This window comes from Phenylobacterium sp., assembly GCF_044372605.1.
Taxonomy (GTDB): Bacteria; Pseudomonadota; Alphaproteobacteria; order Caulobacterales; family Caulobacteraceae; genus Phenylobacterium.
This window is the reverse complement of sequence record NZ_JBILRO010000026.1, coordinates 1-22,630: the sequence shown is the minus strand read 5'-3', so window position 1 is coordinate 22,630 and position 22,630 is coordinate 1. Positions and strand designations below refer to the sequence as shown.

18 protein-coding genes are annotated in these 22,630 nt (G+C 62.9%); 7 read left to right on the top strand and 11 right to left on the bottom strand.

The window, feature by feature from the left end; all coding sequences use genetic code 11:
* Nucleotides 1-166: 166 nt before the first annotated feature.
* The 4 genes from ACIQ42_RS04225 to ACIQ42_RS04210 are packed head-to-tail and all read right to left on the bottom strand — an operon-like array spanning nt 167 to nt 4,301.
* Nucleotides 167-1,330, bottom strand: coding sequence for a type IV secretion system protein (locus ACIQ42_RS04225; RefSeq protein ID WP_397420961.1), 1,164 nt, complete (start codon nt 1,328-1,330; stop codon nt 167-169).
* The gene (locus ACIQ42_RS04220) at nt 1,327-3,711 is read right to left on the bottom strand and encodes a VirB4 family type IV secretion/conjugal transfer ATPase (RefSeq protein WP_397420960.1); all 2,385 of its coding nucleotides are present in this window, start codon (nt 3,709-3,711) and stop codon (nt 1,327-1,329) included. The genes ACIQ42_RS04225 and ACIQ42_RS04220 overlap by 4 nt, the downstream gene beginning before the upstream one ends.
* On the bottom strand, nt 3,708-3,992 hold the full coding sequence (locus ACIQ42_RS04215) for a type IV secretion system protein VirB3 (RefSeq protein WP_397420959.1): 285 nt from the start codon (nt 3,990-3,992) through the stop codon (nt 3,708-3,710). Before ACIQ42_RS04215 ends, ACIQ42_RS04220 begins: the two co-directional genes overlap by 4 nt.
* A 6-nt stretch (nt 3,993-3,998) precedes the next feature.
* Nucleotides 3,999-4,301: a TrbC/VirB2 family protein gene (locus ACIQ42_RS04210; protein WP_397400030.1), complete on the bottom strand. Its 303-nt coding sequence runs from the start codon at nt 4,299-4,301 to the stop codon at nt 3,999-4,001.
* A 440-nt stretch (nt 4,302-4,741) separates the two neighbouring features.
* Here ACIQ42_RS04210 and ACIQ42_RS04205 point away from each other — a divergent pair, with 440 nt between their 5' ends.
* The 3 genes from ACIQ42_RS04205 to ACIQ42_RS04195 all read left to right on the top strand — a co-directional run bounded on the left by ACIQ42_RS04205 (nt 4,742) and on the right by ACIQ42_RS04195 (nt 9,588).
* Complete coding sequence (locus ACIQ42_RS04205; protein WP_397420958.1) at nt 4,742-6,259, top strand: hypothetical protein; 1,518 nt, start codon at nt 4,742-4,744, stop codon at nt 6,257-6,259.
* Between the two features lie 77 nt (nt 6,260-6,336).
* Nucleotides 6,337-8,997 carry a TonB-dependent receptor domain-containing protein gene (locus tag ACIQ42_RS04200; protein WP_397420957.1) on the top strand — a complete coding sequence of 887 codons (2,661 nt, stop codon included), beginning with the start codon at nt 6,337-6,339 and terminating at the stop codon, nt 8,995-8,997.
* 273 nt (nt 8,998-9,270) lie between these two features.
* The gene (locus ACIQ42_RS04195) at nt 9,271-9,588 is read left to right on the top strand and encodes a hypothetical protein (RefSeq protein WP_397400027.1); all 318 of its coding nucleotides are present in this window, start codon (nt 9,271-9,273) and stop codon (nt 9,586-9,588) included.
* A 25-nt stretch (nt 9,589-9,613) separates the two neighbouring features.
* Here the strand turns inward: ACIQ42_RS04195 and ACIQ42_RS04190 are convergent, their stop codons facing one another.
* On the bottom strand, nt 9,614-10,222 hold the full coding sequence (locus tag ACIQ42_RS04190; RefSeq protein ID WP_397420956.1) for a lytic transglycosylase domain-containing protein: 609 nt from the start codon (nt 10,220-10,222) through the stop codon (nt 9,614-9,616).
* A gap of 20 nt (nt 10,223-10,242) precedes the next feature.
* Nucleotides 10,243-11,241 carry an alpha/beta fold hydrolase gene (locus tag ACIQ42_RS04185; protein ID WP_397420955.1) on the bottom strand — a complete coding sequence of 333 codons (999 nt, stop codon included), beginning with the start codon at nt 11,239-11,241 and terminating at the stop codon, nt 10,243-10,245.
* Nucleotides 11,242-11,481: 240 nt separating this feature from the next.
* Between ACIQ42_RS04185 and ACIQ42_RS04180 the strand changes: the two genes are divergently transcribed.
* Nucleotides 11,482-11,748 (top strand): XrtV sorting system accessory protein, encoded by a 267-nt coding sequence (locus tag ACIQ42_RS04180; RefSeq protein WP_397400024.1) that lies wholly within the window; start codon nt 11,482-11,484, stop codon nt 11,746-11,748.
* Between the two features lie 235 nt (nt 11,749-11,983).
* On the opposite strand, the gene ACIQ42_RS04175 is transcribed toward ACIQ42_RS04180, so the two are convergent.
* From ACIQ42_RS04175 to ACIQ42_RS04160, 4 genes are all read right to left on the bottom strand, one after another.
* The gene (locus tag ACIQ42_RS04175) at nt 11,984-13,459 is read right to left on the bottom strand and encodes an exopolysaccharide biosynthesis polyprenyl glycosylphosphotransferase (protein ID WP_397420954.1); all 1,476 of its coding nucleotides are present in this window, start codon (nt 13,457-13,459) and stop codon (nt 11,984-11,986) included.
* Between the two features lie 77 nt (nt 13,460-13,536).
* Nucleotides 13,537-14,232, bottom strand: coding sequence for a sugar transferase (locus ACIQ42_RS04170; RefSeq protein WP_397420953.1), 696 nt, complete (start codon nt 14,230-14,232; stop codon nt 13,537-13,539).
* The gene (locus tag ACIQ42_RS04165; protein ID WP_397420952.1) at nt 14,225-14,470 is read right to left on the bottom strand and encodes a hypothetical protein; all 246 of its coding nucleotides are present in this window, start codon (nt 14,468-14,470) and stop codon (nt 14,225-14,227) included. The genes ACIQ42_RS04170 and ACIQ42_RS04165 overlap by 8 nt, the downstream gene beginning before the upstream one ends.
* 151 nt (nt 14,471-14,621) lie before the next feature.
* Nucleotides 14,622-15,305, bottom strand: coding sequence for an exopolysaccharide biosynthesis polyprenyl glycosylphosphotransferase (locus tag ACIQ42_RS04160; protein WP_397420951.1), 684 nt, complete (start codon nt 15,303-15,305; stop codon nt 14,622-14,624).
* Between the two features lie 150 nt (nt 15,306-15,455).
* On the opposite strand from ACIQ42_RS04160, the gene ACIQ42_RS04155 reads away from it, so the two are divergent.
* The 3 genes from ACIQ42_RS04155 (at nt 15,456) to ACIQ42_RS04145 (ending at nt 19,239) form a co-directional block, all read left to right on the top strand.
* Nucleotides 15,456-15,611, top strand: a complete 156-nt coding sequence (locus ACIQ42_RS04155) for a hypothetical protein (RefSeq protein ID WP_397420950.1) — start codon at nt 15,456-15,458, stop codon at nt 15,609-15,611.
* A 203-nt stretch (nt 15,612-15,814) separates the two neighbouring features.
* On the top strand, nt 15,815-17,935 hold the full coding sequence (locus ACIQ42_RS04150) for an AGE family epimerase/isomerase (RefSeq protein ID WP_397420949.1): 2,121 nt from the start codon (nt 15,815-15,817) through the stop codon (nt 17,933-17,935).
* A 14-nt stretch (nt 17,936-17,949) separates the two neighbouring features.
* A complete protein-coding gene (locus ACIQ42_RS04145; protein WP_397420948.1) occupies nt 17,950-19,239 on the top strand; it encodes a nucleotide sugar dehydrogenase in 1,290 nt (429 codons plus the stop codon).
* Between the two features lie 257 nt (nt 19,240-19,496).
* On the opposite strand, the gene ACIQ42_RS04140 is transcribed toward ACIQ42_RS04145, so the two are convergent.
* Nucleotides 19,497-21,998, bottom strand: a complete 2,502-nt coding sequence (locus tag ACIQ42_RS04140) for a TonB-dependent receptor plug domain-containing protein (RefSeq protein ID WP_397420947.1) — start codon at nt 21,996-21,998, stop codon at nt 19,497-19,499.
* Nucleotides 21,999-22,630: the final 632 nt, after the last annotated feature.

The window sequence follows — 22,630 nt, the reverse complement described above, 5'->3', positions numbered from 1 at the left end:
AACTCGACCGACAGCTGAAAGCCCAGAGCGCTTCGCAGTTCGACCACCGCAGACGGATCATAATCCACCACATGGATGCGAGGGTCGCCGGGCCCAGGGCGCGGAACGACCGCCAAGGCGGGTGTGGCGCAAAGGGCAAGGATCACGGCGAGGGTGCGGGCGCGGATCATCGGGCGGCCTCAACTCGGCGGGCGGAAACTGCCGGACGACGATAGGTGTCGCCCAGACGCGGACGGTCCTCGAAAACCAGGGATGTCTGGCGGCCCGGGGACGTGGCGGCGGCCATGGCCGCAGCGCGTGAGCGGGTCTCGCTCTGGGCAGTGTCACGCTGAAGCTCATAGGCAAGTCGCTCAGCGCGCGAGGGCTGGGGCAGGGCGGAGGTCGAGTCACCCCGCGCGGCGGCGGCGCCGACCGTACGTCCGTCAGTATCGCGGCTGGCACCAAGCGTGGGCAGTCTGAAGCTCATGGCCATGACGATGGCGCCAAGGGTCAGCGCCAACTGGCCGGCGCCGAACACAAAGACCAGCGCCGCCGCGCTAATGGCGGTCTGCGGGTCCAGCGTCTGCCCGCGACGCTGGTCCGCCAGCGTCGTTAACCAGGGGTCCAGAACGGTCAGCATGAGCACGACCAGCAGCCATGTCACCAGCGTCGTGAGTGCGGCCGCAACCATTGCGCGGACCCAACCTAGAAACAGTCCGCGGGTCGCCTGGATCAGCGCCAGGACGATGAAGAGCGGCCCGACGGCGGTGAGCACGCCAATCGTGAGCTTGCTGGCGGAAATCACGCCGGCGCTGGAGAAAAACAGCACCCCTGTCGCCAGACCAACGGCTTCGGCGGCGGCGGCCTGAGGACTGGAATAGGACTTGGCGTCCTGTCCAGCGACCCGGCCATAGGCGATGGCGGTCTGTGTGAACTCCTCGTAGGCCGCCTGAAGACCATCTACAGGACGCGCCGCCAGGCTGGACCCGGATGACCCTTGCAAAGGGGCCGATGCGATCGCGGCGATCTCCACCGGAGCCCGGTCAGCCACGTCGAAGACCAGGGTCTGGAAAGTAGACCAACTGGTGACAAGCGCCAGAATCAGACCGATCCTCAGCGCGATCCACGGCGCATCCGATAGTTGCGTGTCGCCGCGCGCGAACAGCATTCGGTAGCCGACCAGCGCCACAAAGATCGTCAAGAGCGCCGTCAATGACGCCTGAAACACCGGTGAGCCCGAGGTCAGGGCCATGTAGCCGCCCTGTGCGTAGGCGCGGGTCTGGCAGTCGACGGTCGCGATCACGCCGCGAATGACGCCGTCGTCGACCAGAGTTGTGCAGGCGCCGCTCATGCCGCGCTCCGACCTTCCATAAAGGTGGGCAGCCAGGCCGACGGCTCATCGCCGACCTGGAGGCGCAGCGCATCCAGACGGCGCACGGCGCGCTCGGTACCCGCCAGAACCGCCAGTTCGCCAGACATGCCTGAAAGGTCCAGTCGCGCCACCACGCTGTGATCGCCACGCTTGATCAGGAAACAGCGTGAGGTGTCGGGCAGGGTTTTCACCAGCTCGAACTCATGTTCGCTCAGACCAAAGCCATCGATGTAGTCGGACGCTTTCGCCCGATTGTTCGGAAAGAAGATCCGCGTCGCCGCCTGTTCGATGATCGCCGAAGCGATGCGGCTGTCCAGAGCGTCGGATGCGCTCTGGGTACAGAACCCGACCACACCGTTGCGTTTGCGGATGGTTTTTTCCCAGTCCTTTATCCGGCGCACGAAAACCGGGTCATCCAGCACCTTCCAGCCCTCATCGACGACGATCAGAGCCGGAGTGCCGTCCAGTCGCTGCTCAAGCCGGTGGAACAGGTACATCATCGCGGGAATGCGGATGATCGGCGAATCCAGCAGCTTGGTCATGTCGAAGCCCAGGATCCGGGTCTCGATGTCCAACTGATCGGTGGCATTGTCGAACAGCCAGGCGTGATCGCCCCCATCGCACCAGGCCGCCAGCCGGGCCGCCAGGTCGCCCGCGCTGGGCCGGCGCGCGCCGCGGAACAGTTCGCGCAGGTAGCGAAGCCGCCGATGCCCCGGAGCCTGGGCAAAATTGGCGTCGATCGCATCGGCGATCATGGCGCGATCTTCGCTGTTGAGTGTGTCCCCGTCGGCGGTCAGAAGCTGACCGATCCACTCGGTCAGGAACGCGCGATTGGCCGGGGTGTCTGGCAAGGCCAGCGGATTGAAACCCGTCGGTTCGCCCGGCGAGATTACGTCGTAACGGCCGCCGATGGCGCGTATGAAGGGCTCGGCGCCGCGATCCTTGTCGAAATAGGCGATCCGCGGTTTGAGGCGCTCGGCCTGGGCCAGCAGGAAGGTAAGCAACACCGTCTTGCCGGATCCGGAGGGGCCGATCACGGTGAAGTTGCCCAGGTCGCCGTGGTGAAAATTGAAGTGGTAGGGACCAAACGCTGTGGTCTCCAGCACCGCAATTGCCGAACCCCAGTGATTGCCGGTCGCCTGACCCGTCGGGTGATTGTGAAAGCTGGCCAGGCCCGCGAAGTTGCCGGCGGAAATCAGGGCCTTCCGCGCGATGTAGCTGAAGTTAGCCGGGAACTGGGCCCAGAACGCCGGCTCCAGATTGACGTCCTCGCGCACGGCCACGGCGCCAGCCTCGGCCAGCGAAGACTGGATGTCGGCGACTGCCGTATCCAGTTCATCGAGACTTTCGGCCTTTGCCAGAATTGTCAGGTGGTGCTCGCCATAGGCTGCGCGGCCTGCGCCGACGTCATCGCGGGCCTGAGCCAGCTCGCCTCGCAGGCTGAAGGCGTCGTCCTCGGCAGCCTTGAGGCGACGTAGCGCCAGGCCCATCCGGTCCAGCGCTGCCTGGCGATCCACGAAGGCGAAGCTCTCGGTCAGCACCATTTCCATGGGCAGACGAAGCACGCCATCAAGCAAGCCCGGCGAGGTGCGTGCCGGATAGTCCTTGAGCGACACCATGGCGCCGAAGGTGGCTGCGCCCGGGCCGGGACCAAATTCCATGGCGTCGAGCCCGAAGCTGAGCCGCCGCGTGGCGATGGCACCCGACAGGTCGCCTACCGGCGCCAGAACGGGCCGGAGTTCGCCGTTCAGGATCAGGCTCAGGAATTCGGCGGGCTCCGACCGCTGGGCGCCGCCGCCGGCGGTATACCGGCCAAGCGCCCGGGCGCCGTAGGGGGTAAGCGCCGCGGCGAAGGCTTCACGCGTTGCGTGCAGGTCGCGCAGATCGCGGCTGATGTCGGCGTCCCGGGCGCGGGGGCCTTTCAACATGCGCTCGATGAGACCGGCGCTTCCCTGTGTCGGGCGGAGCACAAGTGTCAGGAAGATATCGTTTACATAGAGACGCCGGCGTTCCAGCTGGTCGCGCCAGCGTGCATCCAGGGTCGCGCAGAACGGATCCTCAGGGGGGGCCGGGAAGTCGGGGCTGACCCGGCGGCGAACCACATGATGATAGATGGCCAGCCTGGAGCTGGCCGCGCCGCGCAACACGGTTTCGCGGATCGCCTTGCGGTAGTTCAGTTCCTCGTCGGCCGCTGTCTCGAATGGAAAGCCGGCCAGCTGCAGCGTCTGGACCAGCAGGCCATCTCGCGTCTGCAGGGTCAGGTCGTCGAGATGCCCAGCGTAGGGCAGTCGATCCCCAACCTTGGCCTCGCGCGGCGCAAGTACCTTGGCTGCGCCCGTTGAGATGTAGCTTCCGCTCATGGCTGGTATGAGTTTCCGCCCCAGAAGGCGAAGTTGCGGATCCGCGGACAGGTGCGCAGGCGCGTGACCCAGAGGTCGAAGAACCGCGGCTCCCGCAATGACCCCACATAGCCGATGGCGTGCAGCACCACCGCGATCAGCAACGCCCAGAAAGACCGGGTGATCAGAAAGGCCTCGGCCGTCACAATCAGGTTCAACACGGCATAGGTGTAGGTGACGCCACCGATCGTCTGGGGCCGCGTCAGCGCGGAGAAGACAGGATCAGACGCCAGCCGGCTCATGCTGGTTCAGAGCCCGCCAGCCAGCGAGCGTATGCCGGCCACGATGGTCACGGCTCCGAAGATGATGAAGGCGCCAACCACGACAACCAGCCCGCGCTTCCATTCAATGCGTCCCGTCAGCATCAGGAAGCCCACGACAGCGATGGCGATGACCGCCGCGCTGGTGGCCACATTGCCGAGCAGAGTGCCCTGGACCCAGTTAAGCGCCGCCAGCAGGGGCGATGAGCCTGCAGGATCGCCCTGCGTCTGGGCGCGAGCCGGGAAGGCCGCCAGGGCGACAAACAGGAGCGGAGCGCTAAATCTTTTCATGGGTCTCACTCGGCGGCCTAGTGGGGCGCCCTGTACACTCGGATGCTCGCACAGTCCTCGAAACGCTGTGACGTGTCCGCCGCTGCGGCTGCCGCTATCTCTGTTTGATGACGTTTGCATGACAACCAACCCCGAGAACACCCTCGACAACATGGTGAGGCGTTCATGCACCTGTGACATTTCAGCGCCGACCGAGGCGTCCAGCATGAATCGCTCCTTCGACTTTACAGGCCGTGACGCAACAGGGCCAGTTCACATTGAGAGCACCGAGACTCGCATGCCGCGACGCATCGGCTGAATCAAAAATGTCATACAACTGAAGAGCTAACGTCACATGCGGCGACTAGACAACCTCCCGACAGGGCGGGTTGCGATCGAGATCAAGCGACGCCTCTCCGCCGTGCGCATAGCGCGACTGGGTCGAACCTGTGGAGAACGAGATGATTGGCGTCAGGAAAGTGGGGACCGTATTGGTCGCCACAGTAGGTGCATTGGCGCTGGCGTCCTGCGGAGGCGGCGGCTCAAGCGTTGTCTCGCCGGGTGAAGGCGCGTTTGCCACCGGCGGAACCGGCGGCGCCGGCGGCGGGTCGGGCGGCAACGGTCAGGCCTCGTCTGATTGCCCGACGGGCTTCATTAATCTCGGTACTGTCGCCAACGGCACGCTTCGGTCCTGCGGCATCCCGCAGTTGGTGACCAGTAACCTGACTGTCCCGTTCCGGCCGGGTACGGCCTACCGGATCGACGGTCGGGTCGCGGTTGGCGAGGACCAGGGTTCTGACGCCCAGGCGCCCCGCGCCGGCGCACGCTCCGCCGTCCTTACCATCGAGCCGGGCGTGACCGTCTTCGGCGGTATCTCCGAGTTTCTTGTGGTCAACCGCGGCTCACGGATCGTTGCCGACGGCACCGCCTCGCGGCCGATTATCTTCACCAGTCTGAACGATCTCAATGGCGGGCCGGACCTGAGGGGCCAGTGGGGCGGTATTGTCATTGCGGGCCGCGCGCCGATCAACCGCTGCCCACCGACGGCGACAGCGTTCCCGGCCAACCCGACCGCATGCGAGTTCCGGTTCGAAGCGATCCCGACGATCAACTGGGGTGGGAACGCACCCACAGAGTCCAGCGGCACGCTGCGCTACGTTCAGGTGAAGGAGGCCGGCTTCGAGGTCGCGCCCAACGAAGAGTTGAACGGCATCACCTTCGGCGGCGTGGGCAATGGCACCATCGTCGACTTCGTGCAGGTTCACGGGGCGGCTGACGACGCGGTGGAATTCTTTGGTGGAACCGTGAATGTCCGCCACCTCGTCCTGACGCAGTGGGACGACGACGGCTTCGACACGGACGAGGGCTATACCGGCTCCGCGCAGTACGTGATCAACTACACTGACGCGCCGACGGAAGAGTCGCGCTGCTTCGAAATGTCATCCGCCGGTTCAACGTCGGGTGGCGCGCCGTTGCTGCGCTCCAACCCGCGGGTTTCGAACTTTGTTTGCCGCCTCGGCCTCGCCGGCACTGCGTTTGACAGCCGTCAGCACCAGGGCATCCTGATGAACAGCGGCACCCGCGCCGACTTCCTCAACGGCCTGGTCGTTTCCGAGAACACCCGGATCCCTTGCCTGGATATCGACGGCGCGTCGACGATGGTCGAGCCGCGGCCGGCTTTCCGCTCGGTGGTTTTCGCCTGCGCTGGCGGCCCTTACCGTACGACGGACGGCGACCAAAACGACGCGCCTGCAGCCCTGATCACAGTGGCCGGGTCGAACAATCTGGCGACGGGTTATATCCCGACATTGACGCAGGTGTTCATCAACGGTGGCAACGAGAGCGGGCGCGTGGCGACCAATCCAACGACCTTCTCCTCGTTCTTCCTGGCCACGAACTTCATCGGTGCGGTGTCCGGCCCCAACGACACCTGGTTCGTGGGTTGGACCTGCGGACTGGCCGGCGCCACCTCCTGCTGATGACAGCGATCCCGGTGCGGCGGAGCCTCCGGCTCCGCCGCCGATCCCCATCCTTCCGATGAAGGTTCTATAATCCGATGACAGTCTCCCTCCGCACTCTCAGCGCCATGCTTCTCGCAGGCACCGCGCTGACCGTGGCCATGCCGGTCTATGCGCAGACGCAACCTGCGCAGGCTCCAGCCGCACCGGCTTCGCCTGAAGAGAACGAAGTCGAAGAGATCGTGGTCAACGGGAGGTTCATCCCTGACGAAATCCGCGACACCGCCGAGGTCGCCAACTTCCTTACGGTCGAGGATATCCGTCGCGCCGGCGATGACACCGCCGCCCAGGCGCTCACACGTATCAGCGGCCTCTCGGTCGTATCGGGCCGCTTCGTCTACGTTCGGGGCCTTGGCGAACGCTACTCGCAGGCGCTGCTGAACGGTTCGCCGCTGCCCAGCCCCGAGCCGATGCAGCGCGTGGTTCCGCTCGACCTGTTCCCGGCCGCGATCCTGGCCGGCACAGCGGTCCAGAAGACATTCTCGGCCAACTACCCCGGAGAGTTCGGCGGCGGCATCATCGATCTGCGGACCGTCGGCGTGCCCGACAAGCCTTACTTCAACATTGGCGTGGGTCTGGGCGTTGACAGTGAGATCACCGACAAGAACGGACTGACCTACTACGGCTCAAAGCACGATGAGTTCGGCTTCGATGACGGCTCCCGCAAACTGCCTGTCGGGGTCCGGCAATTCGCCGCGACGCGCCCGGTTGTGTTCTCCGGCTCTGCCAACGGTCTGACTCTCGACCAATACAAGGCGATCGGCCGCAGCTTTACCAACGCCCCCCTGAACCTGATCCAGAGGGACCGCGTACCGCTTAACGGCAACATGGATGTGTCCGGTGGTCAGGCCTTTGAAACAGACTACGGCCGTTTCGGGGTGGTCGGCGTTCTGAGCTATCGAAACAGCTGGCAGAACCGGGTCGGCGTGCGCCAGTCGACCGTGCCGGATGTTGGTGGTCTGGTGCTCGCCAGCGATGCCCGCTTTGAAGCCAACCAGAACGATATCGGCTGGAGCGGCCTGGGCGGCCTGGCCTGGGAAAATGACGACAACGAGCTTCACTACACAGCGCTCTGGATCCGTTCGACGTCGAAGCGTGCTCGGATCACCGAGAACTCGGCGCAATCCCAGGGCAGCGCAAACGTCAACGTCTACAATACCGAATGGTACCGGCGCGAACTGCAACTGAACCAGCTGACCGGCAAACACCGTGTAGGCGACCTGGATATCGACTGGCGCGGCACTTACGGGCGCACCACGCGCGAGGCGCCCTATGAGCGCCTTTACCGCTATGGCTTGCAGGCCGACGGCAGACGTCTGGCCCTGTTGTCCGGTGCCAATCAGCTGGTCTCCTTCTCGGACCTGGATGAGAATATCGGTTCGGCCAACATCGACTTCTCGTACGAACTGCCTGTGAGCTTCGTTCGTCAGGCCAAGATCAGTGCAGGCTACGCCTGGCAGACCAACGACCGGAGCTCGGTACGTCGCGACTTCAGCTACGAGGCCGGCCGCAACTACGACCCTGTTCGTTACGGGACCGAGCGCATCGATTATCTGGTGTCTGATCGCAATATCAACGATGACATCATCGCTTTGCGCGAACTCACCGGGACAACTCTGACCGGCGATGCGCCCTATTTCGACGCCGGCCTTGAGGTCAATGCGGGCTATGTCCAGGTGGACACCGAAATCGTTCCGCTGCTGCGCGCCAGCTTTGGCGTGCGCTATGAGGACGGCAAGGAGTACATCCGTACCTTCGACATCTTCAACCGCGCAGCCGGTCCGCTTTTCGCGCGGACAATCAATGAGAGCTATGTCCTGCCGACGGCGACGGCGACCTGGAATTTTGCCGAGGATCAGCAGCTCCGCGTCGGCGCCTCCAAGACCATCGGTCGTCCGCAGTTCCGCGAGCTGGCGCCGCAACGCTACCGTGACACCGACACCGACCGGATCCTTCGCGGCAACCCCTTCCTGGTGGACACCGAGTTCACCAACGGGGACCTGCGCTACGAGCGCTACTTCGAGAAGGGCCAGTATCTGACGGTCGGCGCCTTCTACAAGGAACTGAAGAAGCCGGTGGAAGCCTTCGCTGTTCTGGGTTCTGACGGCGCGTTCCAGCAGACCTACTATAATGCGCCTCTGGCCGAGATTTACGGCATTGAATTCGACGCCAAGAAATACTTCGAACCTCAGTTCGGCTTTGACTGGATCGACGCCAAGCGTTGGTTGGTGGCGGTCAACTACACCTATTCAAAGTCCAAGCTGAAGGTGGGCAAGGGCGACACAATCGTCCTGGACACCACCGGTGTTCGGTCAACACCACTGGCCAGCGACTACATCCGGCCGGGCTCCCGGCTACAGGGGCAGTCTGACCATCTGGCGAACGTCCAGTTCGGCTTCGAGGATGATGAGGCCCAGTCGCAGGCGACCCTGCTGTTCACCTACACGAGCGACCGGGTCTCCGCGCGGTCCAGCAGCGCCGATCTGCCGGACCTGATTCAGGATCCGGGCCTGCGGGTCGACTTCGTCTATCGCAAGACCTTCATGATCAACGACCGGGAGTTCGCCGGCTCGTTTGAGGCGCGCAACCTCTCCGGAACCGATGCCGAAGAGTACCAGAAGGCCGGCGGAAAACGCTTTGAAACCAACAGCTTCAAGGTCGGTCGCACGTTCTCGCTGGGTCTGACAGCCAAGTTCTGAGGGCAGGGCGAGCGTTCTGTTTAGCCCAAGTGCCAGCGGGTTAGGCTCTGTGTCTTGAGTCGCAGGGCTTATGCGCTGGTACCTCTGGACAATCGTTGCCTAGCTTGAAAACATAGACAAAATTGTCAGTTGTCTAGCTGACAGGGCGGTGAACGTCGGCTTATCGTCACGTCTTCGTGATCATACTGTCGTAAAAGCTTTGCATTCGTCACATATGGTGGCAGGTTTTCTCCCAAGATGCGGCGCTGGGACGCTGCACGTGGAGGAAATACGATGCGAACCTTGATTTGCATTCTGGCCTTCGCCGCTGCGGCGACCGGTCCGGCCCTTGCTGAAACGGCCCCCAATGCGGCAGCTCAGGCAAAGGACGCGGTGATGTCAAAGTCTGCGCGGACGGTCTTTGTCTGTGACACCACGACCGCGACCCGGCGCGCATTCACCCGGGAATTCGGGGTTATGGAGTTTGTCACGGCTGATCGGGCTGTCGCCAAGGGCGAAACATGGTCGGCGCCAAAGTGCGTCACGTCGGCGGAAGCTCGCCGGCTGATTCAGTTGACCGGCAAGCGCGAACAGGTCGCCAGCCTGCGATAGGGCGGTTTGGATCGTTCGCCGCGGCTCAGCGCGCGACGATTGTCGTTATCTGGGGGGCGGTGACAGCCAGTCGGGCCAGGATCGCCGCCACATAGTTCCGCGTTTCGGCATAGGGTGGTATGCCGCCATGACGTTCTACGGCTTCCGGCCCGGCGTTGTAGGCGGCCAATGCGAGGCGCAAGTCGCCGAACCGACGGATCTGGCGCGCAAGGTAGGCCGCGCCACCGTCAATGTTTCCGCGAAGATCTGATGCGTCGACCCCCAGGTCGAGGGCCGTGGCCGGCATCAGTTGCATGACGCCCCGTGCGCCTTTCGGCGACACCGCTGCTGGATTGAAGCGCGATTCCTGCCAGGCTACTGCTTCCACGATGGCGGCGGGCACGGCGTGGCGTCCGGCAGCGTCCTGGATAGCGGCGGAGATATCTGCAGATGTCGCCGCCGAGCCGTGAACAGGCGCTGAAGGTGGCGCAATCGCATGCGCGCCGCTGTCAGAGTAGACCGCTGGTCCGACATGGGTCGTTACGGTCCCGTCGTCGCCGATCTCAAGGACTTGAGCCTGTACCGCCGTGGACGAGCCGATCACCAGGGCCGAGGCAGCGGCGGCAATCGACAATTGTAGACGCGCGTGCCGCATATGCCCCTCGATCCGACGCGTCAGTCTAGCGTGAAGGGTGCTGCCGGACCAGCGGACATTGTCGGGAAGGTCGCAGGCCCGGAGTTCAGGCCAAATTTGCGAAGTGTGGAAAAGCCGCCAGTGGAGTTCTCGCTTTGTGGCGCCGACAGAGGCTCGCTGGCCGGCAAGGGCCCGGGCAGACGATTCTCGCGACTGGCTGCGATCATTTCTCGCGCTGCGGCGATAGCGACGTCTGGTCTTGCGATCATGACCAGGTGCGGTGAGACCACAGTGGTCTGGAAGCCATGCTGCGATGTCGATGCGATCTGCAGATGTTGCAATTCCCACATCGAGACGTGAGCCCCGAACGCCGATCTCGGAGAGCCGGCCGCTGTCTCCGACGCCGTGATCACATAGAGCGGGATATCGCGGAGAATGGGTCCTATCCGGCCGACCTGCTCCGACGTGCGGCCAAAGATACTGTTCAGTTCAGACAACTGATTTTGCCAGGTGGCGGGGCGGCGGGCCGCGCTGACCTGATGTTCTGTCTTCGTCGGCGCCACGCATTCTGCCCACTGCGGATCGTCAATGGCGGCTGATGACGGCGCTGACGCCATGGCCAGACATCTCTGGAGGCGCTGACGCATTCCGTTCAGGCCGTCGGCTTCCGGTCTTGGCGCAAGCCGTTCCACGGTGGGATCCAGCAGTATCAGACCCTGAACATCGCTCGTGCGTCGGGCCGCGAACAAGCGCGCGTAGAGCCCGCCAGCGGAATGGCCCATGACAATGAAGGGCCCCTTGATGTCAGCCGCCTTGAGCGCCAGATCGAGGTCCCTGGCCGTCGCTGCGCCGTCGCGGGGCAGGGGCCCGGGATCACTGTACCCGTAGCCGGCGCGATCATAGGCGCAGACCCGGGTTTGCCGCGCCAGATCGGGCTGTACCTTGTACCAGGCCGTGGAATCCGCGCCGAAGCCAGACTCCAGCAGGACTGTGGGCGTGCCGCGCCCCTGGCAGCGAAAATTCAGTTTGCGCCCGTCCACCAGGGCTACGACCGTTCCTGCCCTGGCAGAACCTGCGGCGCCCAGGCTATCTGCGGTACCGCACGCCGAGAGGCTGAAGCCCAGCAATAAGGCTGGAATCAGGAGTTGGCGTCTGCGCCCGGTCGCGGCACAAACATTGCTAGGCACGAGCTTGTGTTGACCGATGGTACGGCGCACCGGCAAGATGGGCCGCAAGTTTCCCGGCTTGAGTGTGCCGGGATGAATGGAAAGAGGACGCAGGTGGAAACCGTCTACGATTGGATCACGGTAGCGATCTTCGGCGGCCTGGTGGTCCTGTTTCTGCATCGCTCGGTGCAGCCTGAGGAACCGCAGGACACGATCTTGCACTATCTGCCTCCAGCCGTGGGTTGTGCTGTCGCCAACTGGTTTGGAAATCCTCCGCAGAACCAGGGCCTGGTATCCTTCCTTATTGTCCTGGGTGTGGCGATCTACGTCGTTCTGGTGCTCAAGCCCTTTGGTTTGACGATCAAGTTCCCGAAGCGCTAGCCGCATTCCGCCGGAGCGCTCTTTAGCGATCCAGCCCATATCGCTGCATCAAGCACACTCAGACATCGCCCACGCGTTGATTGAAATTGACGGCAAAGATATCACCGGACGCTACCGGACTTGCAAACAACACAGACGCAAGCAACGGGCTCATCAAGTGCGCGCGGACGATCATGTCAGCCTCCTCGGGCATTGTCTGACGTCGGGTATCTGGCGCTGATTCTTCAGCTGTAGTTCAACGAACGCCTTCGCTGTCGCCCAGAAGGCAAGGCGCGGTACGCAGGATGATGGCGATATCCAGCCAGAAGGACTGACGTTCAACATACTCCAGGTCCAGCGCCACACGCCGGCGCACATCCTCTGCAGTGTTGACCGGACCGCGCGACCCATTGACAGCAGCCCAGCCCGTAAGGCCGGGCTTGATCCGGTGTCGGTGGGCATAGGTCGCCACCAGTTTGCTGGCGTCAGCGCCGCCGCTCTTCATTCCAATGGCATGCGGCCGTGGGCCGACGACGGACATCTCGCCAGAGATGATATTGAAGATCTGAGGCAGTTCATCGAGGCTGGTCTTCCGGATGAAGCGACCGACGCGGGTGACCCTATCATCATCGGCGCTCACCTGTCTGGCTGCTGTAAAGTCGGATGTTTCGACCTTCATCGAGCGAAACTTCCAGACCACGATCTCCTCGTTCATATAGCCATGCCGGCGTTGCCGGAAAAAGACGGGTCCCGGACTATCCAACCTGATCGCCACAGCAATGGCCGCCATGAGGGGCGCAAGCGCGATCAGCCCGGCTATGCCAAGGATCAGGTCGAGTGCGCGCTTGGCAGCGAGATAACTCGCGCGCTGGCGCCCGCCGCTGACCTGCATCAGGTCGAAGTCAGCGATCCGCCCGACGGCCTTGCTGGTGCTCTCATCATCGGCATCTTCCAGCAATAGCGAGATCGAATTGGGGATCGGGGCCAGTCGCTCGATGAGTTGGGCGATGCGTGCGTTCGCCTTGGCCGGCACCGTGATCACGATGCGGTCGGCGAAGGGCAGGATTCTGTGGTCGATCAGGTCACTGGTTTTGCCAAGGACCGGGACACCGCGAAGCGCAGGTCCGACGCGGTCGCGCCGATCATCGAAGATACCGAGGATATTGACGTCACGCGTACGCATGGCGCGACGGATCAGCCGCTCGGCGGCAGGAGTGCCGCCGACAATGATCAGGTTAGGTGTCAGCAGGCCCTGGCGGCGCAAATTGGCCAGGACTTGCCCCCAGATCATGTGACTGACCACGAGGAGCGTGCCCGCCGTTACTGTCCAGGCAGCGCAGGCCAGGGCCGGGAAGGAGGGGTCAAGCAGGCCGCACAAAGTGCCCGCACCACCACTGGCCGCGACCGCTGACAGCAACAATCGGCCAAAGCGGCGACGGGAGCGTTCGCGCTTTCGCATGACATAGGCCCCGGTGGCCACCAGGAGCGCCAGCGCCATAAGGGGTGCGCCAAGCCACATGGTCATCGGTAGCGGCATCACCAGTCCCGCGACCAGAGAAGCGGCGCCGAGAGCGACGCCATCGCCAAACTGGAAGAGCCGGGCAAGCCCTGGCCCCGATGCCCGGGTTCGCGCCGTCTGCATGCGGTCAGGACGAAGGGGGCCGCGCCGATCGCCGGCGTCGTTGATTTCGTCCGTCGCGACGGCGCGAAGGGCTCCGTTGTCGTCGGCCATTCTGGCTGTTCCCGCTTGGTTGCGCTGGGAACCTAGATCGTCGGCCTGACAGATCGGTTAAGACGCCGCCCGAAAACCTAGTAGGCGCGCGTGTCCGAAAAAATCAAAGGCAGCGTCCGCCAGATGATCTTCATGTCGAGTACGAAGGACCAGGTGTCGATATACTCGTTGTCGGCTTCCACCCGGTCTACAATGGCCTGAAACTCCCGGACTTCGCCGCGGAAGCCGCAAACAGCGGCATAGCCGGTCAGTCCCGGGCGAGCGCGAAACCGCAAATTATAGCCAGGCGCCAGTTGCCCCCAGGTCTCGTCGTGGGCGACCGCGTGTGGCCTGGGTCCGATCAATGACATTTCCCCGCGTAGAACATTCAGAAGCTGCGGCAGTTCGTCGAGGCTGAATTTTCGCAGGATAGCGCCCAACGGGGTGATGCGTGCATCGCCGCGGGTAGCCTGGCGAACGGTGTCGCCATCTTCGGCGACGGTCATCGTCCGAAACTTGAAGACCGTAAAGATCACGCCGTTCAGTCCGGTCCGACGCTGCCGGAAGAGCGCCGGGCCGGTGCTTTCGAGCCTGACAAGCGTGGCAATCGTCAGCAGGAGTGGAAGAAAGAACAACAGAGCGCCGAACGACATAACGATGTCGAACGCACGCTTAAGCCGGCTCGTCGCGACAGGTTTCACCGGGATCGCCGCCACTGCGCCGGCACAAGCGCCCGGGTTTGCTGTCCAGCTTGTGGTTTTGGCATGAGCCTCGAGATTCACCGGCCTAGTCATGGCCGCGGCTTGTGAGGGAGCGATCGGCTCCTGACAGTTCGGCAAGGAAGGCGTCCATCGCGCCTGCGCTCCAGAGGCGAACGCAGAGCCGCGGGCCGTCATTGTCGATCTCTGTGCGGATCTGGGCGTCTCCGTCTCTATCCGCGTTGTCGGCATGGCGTTCGATGAATCCATAGAAGGCCGCATGAATGCGATCCGGGTCTTCGTCAGCGGCAAATCGAGTCTCGAATTTGGACATGACCCCTAAACGTCCCGCGATCCCGCTTCCCAGGAAGCAAGGCCCGCGCCACGGGGCGGCTTTCTAGCGCGTGATCACATCCATATTCGTGACAAGGGACGCTGCGGTTGCATTCAGCTCTGACAAATCGTCAACGCCGGCTGCTTCAGCGTCAGTAGGCTTGGGGATCGCTGAAAATGATCAAGGCAGTTTTCCCGAGGATCGCCACATCCAGGCCAATCGACCAGCTCTCGATGTAGAGGTTATCTGCGGCAATTCGATCCGTCATGCAGCGCAGATCGTTAATCTCACCGCGCAGGCCATTGACCTGGGCCAACCCGGTCAGGCCGGGCTTGGCGCGGAAGCGGTCAGCATAGGTCGGGATCTGTTCACCGTAGTGGCTGTCATGCGCCAGGGCGTGAGGACGAGGGCCAACAATGGACATGTCGCCTTTCATGATGTTGAGAAACTGCGGCAGTTCATCGAGGCTGAGTTTGCGAAGCAGCGCGCCGACCTCAGTTACCCGAGAGTCATTGCGTGTCGCCTGGCGGACGTTTTCACAATCCTCCGCGACAGTCATCGTCCGGAACTTGTAGATCGTGAAGATGCGGCCGTTGTGGCCGGTGCGACGCTGTTTGAAAATCACAGGTCCGCCGGACTCCAGCCGTATGGCGAGGGCGATACACATCAGAAGAGGCAGAAACACCAGCAAGGCAATGCTGGCGCCCAGGATGTCCATGGCGCGCTTTGCCCAGCTATCGCCGATAGGGGAACGTCGAAGTTGGGCCAAGACGTCAGTGGCGGCTGCGGGCACCACCGATTTGGGTTCTGCAATCCGCCGGTTGACCTTGGTCACGAGGCGCGCTCCGTCGTCAGGCAGATCCGATATCCCCGACAATACGACAAATGGTTGCCGCGCCGTTAGCCAATTTCTCAAACGAACTGTTCATTCTCAGGGTGCAAATTCCTCGCCAGCCCAAAAAACGGGCGGTGTCGGAGCCAGAAGATGCCGACTGACGTGTCGATCGAGATCGCTGTTCGAGAACCGGAGCGCCAAACTCTGGAGCGGCTCCCGATTGGCCTCGGGCTGGGTATCGGCGCTCTTGCCTCAGTGGCCCTCTGGGTCGGGATCGGCATGACCCTTCACGCGCTGCTCACCTGATCGCCTCTGATATAGCGTTGAGCTGGACGCTGGCGCGCGGGCTCGTCACAGTGGCCACCAAGGGCTGAGTTGTCTGTGCGCCAGGGGGTGTGCTCCCGCGATTGCGATCCGGCCATTTGCGAAGCTTGCCGAAGGCGGTAGGGGAAGACGCGTCTGAAACGCGTTGACCGGAGGATCGCGCCATAGCCCCGCCTATCTACCCCGTGGTGCTTTGCGGCGGACCCGGCGAGCGGCTCTGGCCGGTTTCGCAACCTTGGCGACCCAAGCCGTTTCTTCCACTTCTAGGGCCCGTCTCGGGCTTTCAGGCTGCGGTGGCGCTAGCACAGTCAATTACCGCCGGCGGCGAGGTGCTGGTGGTGGGGGCGGCTGATCACCGCGATCTCATTCACGAACAACTTTCTTCCGCTGGCGTCTCTGCGAAGGTGCTTCTGGAGCCTGCGGGTCGTGACACCGCCGCAGCTATGGCTGCCGCTGCGCTCTGGGTCAGAAATTGCGCGCCCGATGGCGTCATGGTGGCGCTCCCGGCGGATCATCACATGCCAGACACAGCGGCCGTCCAGGCCGTGGTCAATTCCGCGATCAAGGCCGCCGATGGCGATAGGCTTGTCGTATTGGGTTTGCATCCCCGCGGCCCTTCAAGCGCCTATGGCTACGTCTGTCCGGGGTCCCTGTCCCCAGGCATGCAACGCGTTGTCGCCTTTCAGGAAAAGCCCTCTGCGGAACGTGCCGCCGAACTCATCGCGAGTGGAGGACTATGGAACAGCGGCATCTTCATCGGGCGCGCCCGCACGTTCGTTGCGGAATTCGAACGCTGGGCGCCCGACATCCTGGCGCTGGTGGAGCAAGCCACCAAGGATGGCGTTTCCTACAGCGGGGATTTCCTGCTCGGTCCCCAGTTCGCCAACACGCCCAGGCTCGCTTTTGATCGGGCGGTGATGGAGCACACCGATCGAGCCGCTGTCCTTCCCGTCGACTTTATGTGGTCTGACCTGGGCTCATGGACGTCCGTTCTGGCGGCGAGTGACAGGGATGAAGGCGGGAACAGCTTGTCCCCCGGTACGCACGCAGTTGGAACGCGACAGTCGCTGGTGCGATCGCCTGCAGGCGTTCAGGTTTCGGTGGTCGGCGTTTCACGCCTGGCTGTCATTGTTGAGCCTGGCGCGGTTCTGGTCCGCGCACTGGGCGAGGCGCAGGCCGTGGGTGATGTCTACCCGGGTTCGATACGGCCTGATCGGTTCACCAGTCTCGCCGACGCTACCGAAGACCTTGGTCTGTGGCTGAAAACTGCGGCTTTACCGCTGTGGGCGACGGTCGGGATGGATGCCGGGGCATTCCGGGAGGGTCTGACCTGGCGGGGTGATATTGCTGACCCCTACCGGCGGACGCTCGTACAGGCCCGTCAGGCGTTCGTCTTCGCGAGCGCGGCCACTGAGGGCATTGATGGTCCGTGGGCTGAGGCCGCGCTTCGTGCCCTGGGGTCCGCCGTGCGTCTGCCCAATGGGCTCTATGCCTCCAGATACGATCTCTCGGGCGCAGTCGTAGACCCAACAGCGCGGCTCTATGACAATGCCTTCGTCCTGCTGGCGTACTCTGCGCTCCAAAGACTGTCTCCTGTGGGTGGGGCATCCGCTGCCGCGGCTGAGCTTCGGCGTGCACTCACTTTGTTTCGTCATCCCGTCGGCGGGTTCCGGGAGGTGGGAGAACGCCCATTTCAGGCCAATGCCATCATGCATCTTCTGGAAGCCACCCTGGCCTGGGAACCCATTTCCGACGACCCGGACTGGAGGCGACTGTCTGACGAGCTTGTGGAGTTGGCTCTGACCCGGTTCATAGACCCGGCAACGGGCGCCCTCTCCGAGTTCTACGATGAGAGCTGGAGCCGACTTTCTGGCGAGGCAAATGCGATCGAACCTGGTCATCAGTTCGAGTGGGCCTGGCTTCTGACCCGGTGGAGTCGGATGCGAGGTGATCCCCGCGGCGAGGCGGTCGCCAGGCGATTGTTCAACGTCGGGCGTGGCGGGTTTGATGCCCGGCGTGGCGTGGTGGTCAATACGCTCGGCCCGGATCTAGCCGTCCGGGACGCCGGGGCCCGGCTCTGGCCGCAGACTGAACACATCAAGGCGGCGCTTGTGCTGGGCGAGCGTGAAGCCGCGCTTCAGGCGGCCAACGGGCTGGTTGCCTACCTGGACACGCCGGCGCGCGGCGTGTGGCGCGAGCGGATGAGACCCGATGGGGGCTTTGTCGAGGAACCGTCGCCAGCCAGCTCGCTGTACCATCTGTTCCTTGCGATCCGCGAGCTCGCTCGGCATGCGGCCAATCTGTGATAGGCAGCGACGCAATGGTTCTGAACCCCTTCACGCAAACCCCGGCGCGTATCGCCGTGATTGGCCTGGGCTATGTTGGCCTGCCGCTAGCTGTCGCCTTTGCGGCTGAGCATGACGTAGTTGGGTTTGATACCAGCGCCGAAAGGGTCGCAGAGCTTCATGCGGGTCTCGATCGGACGCTGGAGGTGGCCTCGGAGGCGTTTCTCAGTGCGACCCGCCTTTCCATCACCAGCGAGCCCGGCGCCCTTGAAGGCTGCAACGTTCTGATTGTGACCGTGCCGACGCCGATCGACGCCCACAAGAAGCCTGACCTGAGCGCCCTGATGAGCGCCAGCGAGACGGTCGGTCACGCGATCCAGCGCGGAGGGGTCGTGATCTTTGAGTCCACCGTCTACCCCGGGGCCACCGAGGAAGACTGTGTGCCGGTCGTTGCTGCAGTTTCAGGTCTTGAGTTCAACCGTGACTTCTTCGCTGGATACAGTCCGGAGCGTGCCAATCCAGGCGATGCAAGTCATCGGCTGGCCGATATCGTCAAGGTGACAGCGGGGTCGACTCCCGAGGCTGCGCGGTTCGTCGACGACCTTTACGCCTCTGTGGTCCGGGCGGGTACACATCCGGCGAGTTCCATCCGCGTCGCGGAAGCCGCCAAGGTAATTGAGAATACCCAGCGCGATCTGAATATCGCCCTGATCAACGAGTTCGCCCTGATCTTCCATCGCATGGGAATCGATACCCATGAGGTCCTCGAGGCGGCGGCCACCAAGTGGAACTTCCTCAACTTCAGCCCAGGCCTGGTTGGCGGGCACTGTATCGGCGTGGACCCGTACTACCTGACCTACAAGGCAGAAGCCTTGGGCTACAGGCCGGAGGTTATTCTGGCCGGTCGCCGGATCAACGACGGCATGGGCGCCTATGTCGCGCGTGAGTTGATGAAGGAGATGACCCGCAAGGGCGTGACGCTGAAAGGCTCACGGGTTCTGATCATGGGTTTGGCCTTCAAGGAAAACACCCCTGACGTTCGCAATTCCCGGGTCATCGACATCATTCACGAACTGCAGGCTTTTGGGGCGGAAGTGGACGTCTGGGACCCCTGGATCAGCGCCGTTGTCGCCCGGCGTGAGTACGGTCTCGATCTCGTCGAACATGCTGTGGCCGGCAGCTATGACGGAGTGGTGCTGGCCGTCGCCCACAAGGAATTCAGAGCGATGAGCGTCGAAACCATCCGCAGCTTTGGCCGGCCCAAAGCTGTGCTTTTCGATGTTAAGGCCGTGCTTCCGCGCGGGGTCGCCGACCTCAGGCTGTAAGCAGGGCGCCACAAAAATCAGCAGGATGCTCACGGATCAGGCGCCGCTGCATTGTCGCGGTCGTTCGACCAATCCATGCTTCAAGCCGCGGGCCCGTTCGATCATGTTGGTTTTGCCCTTTGGGGCGTTTCCTCCCTGAACTGGCCGCGCCGGCAAGGCGCGGCCATTTTTCGTTTCAGACAGGTCTTCGGAGTGGCAGGCAAGAAAAAGGCCGCGGGGTGAACCCCGCAGCCTTTGCCGTATCCTGAAAGGATCGCTTAGAAGGTGATCGCGATCTTGCTGTAGTAGTATCCGCCATTGATCCCGAACGCCGAAAACGTGGGGTACTGAGTCACATATCCGTTGGCGTTGGCCGCAAGGAAAGTGTTCCGGTAAGCTTCGTTGAGCTTGTCCGGATATTTGTTGAAGAGGTTGTTGGCGCCGATCGTGAGCTTCACGGACTCCAGCACCTTGTAGCTGACCTCAAGGTCAGTGATGAACGTCGTGCCGATATTCAGCTTGAAGCAGTTCGACGCCGGCAGCTCAAGCGGGCAGCCGAGGCGGTTGTTCAGGATCGAGGCGGGCCCGTAGAGGCTCTCCTTGACGTTCACGCTCAGCTTGTCCCAGGTCCACAGAGCGCCAAGGACAGCCCGATACTCGGGCGTACTGGTTTCCAGGAAGCCAACCGAGGTGCGGTCGAACAGGGAAGCGCCCTGCAGCTGCACCGGCGGCTTGGCGAACTTGGTGACCTTGGTGTCTGACCAGTTTCCGGTCAAAGACCACTGGATGCTGCCCCAGTCATCGAGATCCGTACGCGTCGTTACAACCAGGTCGGCGCCCCGTGTGCGGGTGTCCAGGCCGTTGGTGAAGATGTTGATCCCCGTCTGCGTGACGGTCGGGTCAAGGACGCTGCCGCTGGCCAGGATCGCCGCGCGGACGGCGGGCAGGTTTACGGTGCCGCCGGAGCCGAACAGTGTTGCCGAGCCCACGACACGGTCCTTGATCGAGATCTGGTAGATGTCGAGGGTCGCGGTGATGCCCGCACCGGGTTTCACGACAAATCCGACGCTGTAGTTGCGGGATTTTTCAGGGTCCAGACCACTGACGCCGACCAGCGCTGCGGCCGGCGAGTTCGGTGGAAGCTGCACGAACGCCGAGGTCGGCGACACGTTCGTCGCAGAGTAGTTGCCTTCAGCGAGCGTGGGGGCTCGGAAGCCCGTGCTGCCTGTGGCCCTGATGGCGAACATCTCGTTGAAGTCGTAACGACCCGTCGCCTTGACGATGAAAGTGTCGCCGAAATCGCTGAAGTGCTCATAGCGGGCCGCAAGGTCCAGCTTCAACGGCTCTTTCGGCGAGAAAGCCACGTTGCCGTAGAATGCATAGCTGCGGCGAGAGCTCTTGCCAGCGTCGGTCGGTTCGAAGCCAGGGTAAGCCTGCACACCTTCCTTGTAGTATGAGCCAGGATCTCCAGCCTTGATTTCGTAGGATTCGCGACGGTACTCGGCGCCGATCGCCAGGTTCAGCGGTTCGGCGAAGCCCACGTCGAGCTCACGACCCAGGTCGATTTGCGAGGTCCACTGCGTGAAGATGAAAGCGCCGTTGTAGAAGTCAGACGGCGAGAAGCCCGGCGTCGTCGGCGTGGACGTGTCGATGTAGAGGGACCGGTTTAACGAGTCCTTGTTGTAGAGGCTGACGCTGTCCTCGCCATAGGTCGTCGCGACATCGTAGTTCCAGCCGCTGGCCAGTTCGCCCTTGAAGCCGCCCGTCGCGGCATAGTCGGTTTCCTGAATGACGATCCGGGGGCTGAAGCCGAAGGGCCTTGGGATCGAGCCATCGCGGCCGACAACCAGGTTCGGCACGCGATAGTTCTGAATGCCCGAGGCGTATTTGTCGCCATATGTGCCGAAGCTGTAGAATTTTACGTCACCGATATCGATGCCGAAGTTGTAGCCGCCGACATTGAGACGATACTCGGCATCGCCCGTGATCTGGTTAAGATAGGGGAAACCGGGCAAGCTCGCGACTTGTGGATAGCGAGAAAGTCGCGAGGTTGAGTTGATGTTGAACGAGGTGTTGGTAACCCGGGGATCAACGTCACCGACGAATGTATAGTCATGATATTTTGTTTGGTAAGTCAGGTTAAGGAATGAATTCTCGACCGGCTTCAGGCCAAGGTTCAGTGTCAGGTCCGCGGTCTTACCGCCCGCGCTGTAGAACTTGCCTGCAGTCGCAGTAATGCCGCCACCGGAGTCGTTCTCCTTGAGGATGATGTTGATGACCCCGGCGATGGCGTCCGAACCGTACTGCGCGGCTGCGCCTTCCTGCAGGACTTCGACGCGGGCCACTGAACCAAGGCTTACGAAGTTCAGGTCGGCGGACGCGCCACCCTGGAATGCACCGCCGAGGACGGCCAGATTGGCAGTGCCGTGACGCCGTTTGCCGTTGATCAGGACCAGGGCGTGATTGGGGCTGAGGCCCCTGAGCTTGGCCGACAGCGTCAGGTTGGCGGTGTCGCTACCGAATGACTGGGCGTTGAACGACGGTACGTTCTGCGCAATGGCCTGGACCAGGTCGGTTTGACCCACTCGGGTCAGCGCCGTGGAATCCAGCACCGTGATCGGGGCCGGGCTGTCGACGGCGCGAAGGCCGGTTGTCCGCGTGCCGGTAACAATGACGGCTTCGACGTCTGTCGCGTCCGTCTCGGCATCCGCTGCCTGTACGCCGCCCGCCATGGCCGCGCCCAGAACCAGGGCGCTGACGCCCACAAATAGATTTCTCAAGTGAACCCCCTCGTTACGATGATGGGCCCGTCTCGACGTTCTCTTCCATGTCCCGAGTGTTGCGACACCGTAGGCTGCTGTTGCAATGAACGAAGCGCTGCATCCACCAGATCGGCGTCACTTTGATCCAACCAGTGACGACCCAGAACCACGCGCCACTGATACGAAGTCAATTCAGCACAGGCCGCGGTGTTCACAGGTCCGTAACAATTGCGCAGTTTTCGGTCAGCGGCGCCCGCGGAGGAGGTGCTTCCCCGAATTTGGCGGCTCCGGAAAAAGCTTGAAAACGCCCCGTTTGCCTCGCCGTCCCCTGAAATTCGCCAGGTGTTGGCGCAGCCGAACGTGGACCGACCAATTTTCGGGCGCCTTGCCGGAATAGGCCCGGCGCGACGGGAATGGACTGGGCGCGCAGTATCGCCCGTCCTAGTTTCGCGGGTGCGAGATGTGTCGCCGCCCGTGACCTCTGCGGGTGATCCACCGCCAAGGCTCAAGTCGTCAAAGGGACCAATCAATGCATTTCAAGATTCTCTCGGCTGCGGTCTTCGCGAGCCTCATTGTGGCCGGCTCGGCCGCCGCCCAGAACGTTCATGACAACCCACGAAACGGTTTCATTTCCCAGGCCGTCAAGGTGC

Coding starts and splice junctions, on each gene's coding strand:
- ACIQ42_RS04225 (WP_397420961.1), bottom strand. CDS start 1,330: ATGAGCGGCGCCTGCACAACTCTGGTCGACGACGGCGTCATTCGCGGC.
- ACIQ42_RS04220 (WP_397420960.1), bottom strand. CDS start 3,711: ATGAGCGGAAGCTACATCTCAACGGGCGCAGCCAAGGTACTTGCGCCG.
- ACIQ42_RS04215 (WP_397420959.1), bottom strand. CDS start 3,992: ATGAGCCGGCTGGCGTCTGATCCTGTCTTCTCCGCGCTGACGCGGCCC.
- ACIQ42_RS04210 (WP_397400030.1), bottom strand. CDS start 4,301: ATGAAAAGATTTAGCGCTCCGCTCCTGTTTGTCGCCCTGGCGGCCTTC.
- ACIQ42_RS04205 (WP_397420958.1), top strand. CDS start 4,742: ATGATTGGCGTCAGGAAAGTGGGGACCGTATTGGTCGCCACAGTAGGT.
- ACIQ42_RS04200 (WP_397420957.1), top strand. CDS start 6,337: ATGACAGTCTCCCTCCGCACTCTCAGCGCCATGCTTCTCGCAGGCACC.
- ACIQ42_RS04195 (WP_397400027.1), top strand. CDS start 9,271: ATGCGAACCTTGATTTGCATTCTGGCCTTCGCCGCTGCGGCGACCGGT.
- ACIQ42_RS04190 (WP_397420956.1), bottom strand. CDS start 10,222: ATGCGGCACGCGCGTCTACAATTGTCGATTGCCGCCGCTGCCTCGGCC.
- ACIQ42_RS04175 (WP_397420954.1), bottom strand. CDS start 13,459: ATGGCCGACGACAACGGAGCCCTTCGCGCCGTCGCGACGGACGAAATC.
- ACIQ42_RS04170 (WP_397420953.1), bottom strand. CDS start 14,232: ATGACTAGGCCGGTGAATCTCGAGGCTCATGCCAAAACCACAAGCTGG.
- ACIQ42_RS04165 (WP_397420952.1), bottom strand. CDS start 14,470: ATGTCCAAATTCGAGACTCGATTTGCCGCTGACGAAGACCCGGATCGC.
- ACIQ42_RS04155 (WP_397420950.1), top strand. CDS start 15,456: ATGCCGACTGACGTGTCGATCGAGATCGCTGTTCGAGAACCGGAGCGC.
- ACIQ42_RS04145 (WP_397420948.1), top strand. CDS start 17,950: ATGGTTCTGAACCCCTTCACGCAAACCCCGGCGCGTATCGCCGTGATT.